A 3,457-nucleotide genomic window follows, 5' to 3' on the forward strand; every position below is an offset into this window, starting at 1 on the left:
CACCACCACGCCCCGACCCCGCCGCCACGAACGACACACCAGAACGGCGAACAACATCCACACCCAGCTCCAACACCAACCACTCACCGCAAGATCACGAATCTACGTGAATGTTTACCTTCCCGGCCGCCGCGCGCAGTCACGCAGCAGGTCTGCCCACGACTCGGTCGATTCCCGGTAGCCGTCGGTGAGAGCGATGAGTTCCTTACGGCCGTCGGCGCGGACGCCGATCAGGACGAGCAGGCACAGCTTCTCCTCGTCCAGGCGGATTGTGACGTGGTGAGGTCGGGCCGGGGCGCCCTGCCGGTGTTTCCACCGGTGGGTTTCCCCGGCCCGCCTCCCGAACCGGACGTGCGCCTCGTCGACGCATCCGGCTCTCCACAAGCCCCGAGGGGTCGGCAGTGGTGTTCTCATGTCGCGTTCGACCATGGAGACGGAATCTTCGCCCCGCGGTAGCGGTAGCGGGTGGTCCGCACCGCACCAGGGTTGAAAAGGACCACGTCTGTGTCGGCGGGCCACCAGCCGTCGATGGTGAATCGACGGCGTAGTTCCTTCCAGGTGGTGCCGGGGTGCTTGCGGCGTAGCCAGCGGATGACCTGACGCCAGGTGAAGGCGCGCAGATAGCCGAAGGCGATGCTGGACACCCCGGCCCGGAAGTAGGCAGTCCACCCCCGCAGTATCGAGTTCAGTCGATACAACAGGATGGCAAACGGCTGGTTGATGTTCTGCCGGCACAGCGTCTTTACTTTCTCGGTCACGGCTGTGAGGGCCTTGCGAGCCGGATAGGTATAGGAGTCGAAATGAAATAACTTGCGCGTTTCGAACCCTCCACAGGCCTGTGACCTGCGATGATGCTCTCGATCACGTATTTGTTACTTCATTACGTCCCCATAGACGTGACGCCGGTTTGTTCCTCGCTTCCGGCGGCGCTGGATGTGCCAGCCGAGGAAGTCGAGGCCCTCGTCGATGTGGGTTACCAGGGTCTTTTCCGGCGCCAGGTGCAACCCCATCGTGGACAAGACCCCAGCGATCTGCTCCCGCAGGGCTTCCGCGTCGGCTTTGCTGCCCGACACGACCAGGCACCAGTCGTCGGCGTAACGGATCAGGCGATAGTTCGCCTGGCCGTGACGGCGACGGGTGAGCCGATCATTGCGGCTCACCCCAGGCCCGCCCGGAGCCTGGGCGATGTGCTCGTCCAGGACGGCGAGCGCCACGTTGCTGAGCAACGGGGAGAGGATCGACCCTTGCGCGGTTCCGGCGTTGGTATCTCGGAGCACTCGGTCCTCGCCGAGGACCCCGCTTTGAGAAACGCCTTCACCAGGCTCAGTACCCGTTTGTCTCCGACTCGTATCCGCACCCGATCAAGCAAGGCTGGATGCGAGATCTCGTCAAAGCATGCCTTGATGTCGCCTTCCACGACCCATTCGTAGGAGCGGGCCGTGAGGTAGCGCACTTCGGCCACGGCGTCGTGAGTCCGGTGGTGCGGGCGGAACCCGTAGCTGCACGGGAGGAAATCCGCCTCGAAGATCGGCTCCAACACCAGTTTCAGGGACGCCTGGACCACCCGGTCCCGCACGGCGGCGATCCCCAGGCGGCGACGTCTCGTCGTGCCCGGTTTCGGGATCCATCGTTCCCGTGACGGCAACGGACGGAAACTACGGTCCTTTATTTCGGTCCGTAGCCGGTCGAGGAATACCTCGACCCCCACCTCGGCCTCCACGTAGTGGACGGTCTGCCCATCCACCCCGGCCGTTCGCGCGCCCCTGTTGCCCCGCACCCGATCCCACGCCACCAACAGAAACGCAGGATCCGCGACGAGGTTGCACAGATCATCAAACCGGCGATGAGGGTCATCCCCGGCCCGTCGGTGCAGCTTGGTCTGGATCTCCAGTACCCGACGCTCGGCCACGACCAGGGCGTGTTCACGTTCCTCCCCGGACAGGACCTGCTCCAGTTCGCCGATGTTCACCGGCGTACTCCTGGCCTTCCAGCCCTTCGGCTGCCGACTTGCTGGTCTCCTTCGCCCTGTAGCCGGCTTTCCCGGCCTCCGTGACGGGTCGTCACGCCCGCGACTACTACGAGACCTCCGCCCCACCCGACGCCCACAGCGGACGACGCACCTGCCCGTTCCCGTACTCGACGCACAGAGTCTGGGCGACGCCGGATGGTTCCCACGTTCACCGCATCACCGTTCGACGGACCTGGGCGTCCAGCTCTGCCCCAGCGGCATCGCCACGACTACGCCGTGGACCTTCACCGTGGCCTCCGACCGGGCGGAATCATCCCGGTGCGGAGTTCCCGCCTCAGAACCAGGTCCAGAGGCGGTGCGCGCCGCAACCCAGCCCACATCCGCCAGGTTCGAGTTGGATGGCCGATTGAGGGGCTTTACACGCTGGTTTCTCACGTACGCCTTTCCGTCTCGCTTGCCGAACCCGCCCCGTCTGGCAGTGCCGACGCGTCCCGGCGTTGTCAGGGCTGCTTCCCGCCCTCCCCGGCGTCTCCCGGATCAGGCTGCCCTCAGCTTCTGCCCGGCTGCCACGACAACCCGGCGGTGAAGGTCTCCCACCTCCACTCGGTGATGCAGCGCCTCGTGGCGCACGATGCCGTCGGCCCACAGGTAGACGTAGTCCACGCCGGCCAGGTCCCGGTTGGTGAACGCCTGATAGTCGCCCTGCCAGCTGGCGGTCAGCCGGGTCACCGTGGAGGCGGACAGGCCGGCGCCCGAGCCGAGGAACTGCTCGAGCGCGGGCACGAAGTCCCCGGAGGACAGGCCGTGCAGATAGAGCAACGGCGGCACCTCTGCGATCTTCGGGGAGCGGCGGCACCACGGCGGGAGGATCGCCGAGGAGAACCGCTGCCGTTCCCCGGTGTCCGGGTCGACACGGCGGTCGTTGACCCGCGGTGCGGTCACCTCGACCGCACCGGCGGCGGTCATCACCTGCCGCGGCTGGGCGTGGCCATTGCGGACGACCAGCCGACGGCCGCGTTCGTCACGCTGGTCGGCGAGCTCGGCGATGTAGGCGTCGACCTCGGCCTCCAACGCGGCAGCGAGCATCCGCCGGGCGCTCCCGGACGATCTATCAGCGACCGCGTCGCCGCCGGACCATCAGCGGGCGTGTCGTCTTCGAGGACTACCGTGAGCACGGGCGTGCCTCCCCGACCAAAGCGCCAACGTCGGCCTGACTAAGACCTCAACCTCGATCACCGGGAAGGTACGCCCTCCCCAGCCGATCCACAGGTCTCAACCATTGCTCTGGCTCGCCGCCTGGGACTAACTCCGCTCCGCAACCCGGCACAGACGCAAGACCTCCAGGTCAGGGCAACGGACATCGGGCTCTGGAAGCTGCGCCCATGCCGTGATACCGAGACTGGTCGACCTTGACCAACCAACGGCGGAAGGTCACCAAACCTTGAAAGATAGCATCATTCACTATAGGTACAGGTCAGCCTGCCGCAC

Annotated in this window: 1 protein-coding gene and 3 pseudogenes; all 4 read right to left on the minus strand. The window is 66.0% G+C overall.

What is annotated here, in order from left to right; translation table 11 throughout:
- Positions 1–126: 126 nt before the first annotated feature.
- A pseudogene (locus ACY5KJ_RS13360) lies at positions 127–267 on the minus strand (transposase); the annotation flags it as partial.
- A 143-nt stretch (positions 268–410) separates the two neighbouring features.
- On the minus strand, positions 411–758 hold the full coding sequence (locus tag ACY5KJ_RS13365) for a group II intron maturase-specific domain-containing protein (protein WP_462203477.1): 348 nt from the start codon (positions 756–758) through the stop codon (positions 411–413).
- A gap of 135 nt (positions 759–893) precedes the next feature.
- Positions 894–1,942, minus strand: a pseudogene (locus ACY5KJ_RS13370) (reverse transcriptase domain-containing protein); the annotation flags it as partial.
- A gap of 657 nt (positions 1,943–2,599) precedes the next feature.
- A pseudogene (locus ACY5KJ_RS13375) lies at positions 2,600–3,144 on the minus strand (transposase); the annotation flags it as partial.
- Between the last annotated feature and the right edge of the window lie 313 nt (positions 3,145–3,457).

The sequence above is a fragment of the Frankia sp. CcWB3 genome, from assembly GCF_977927595.1.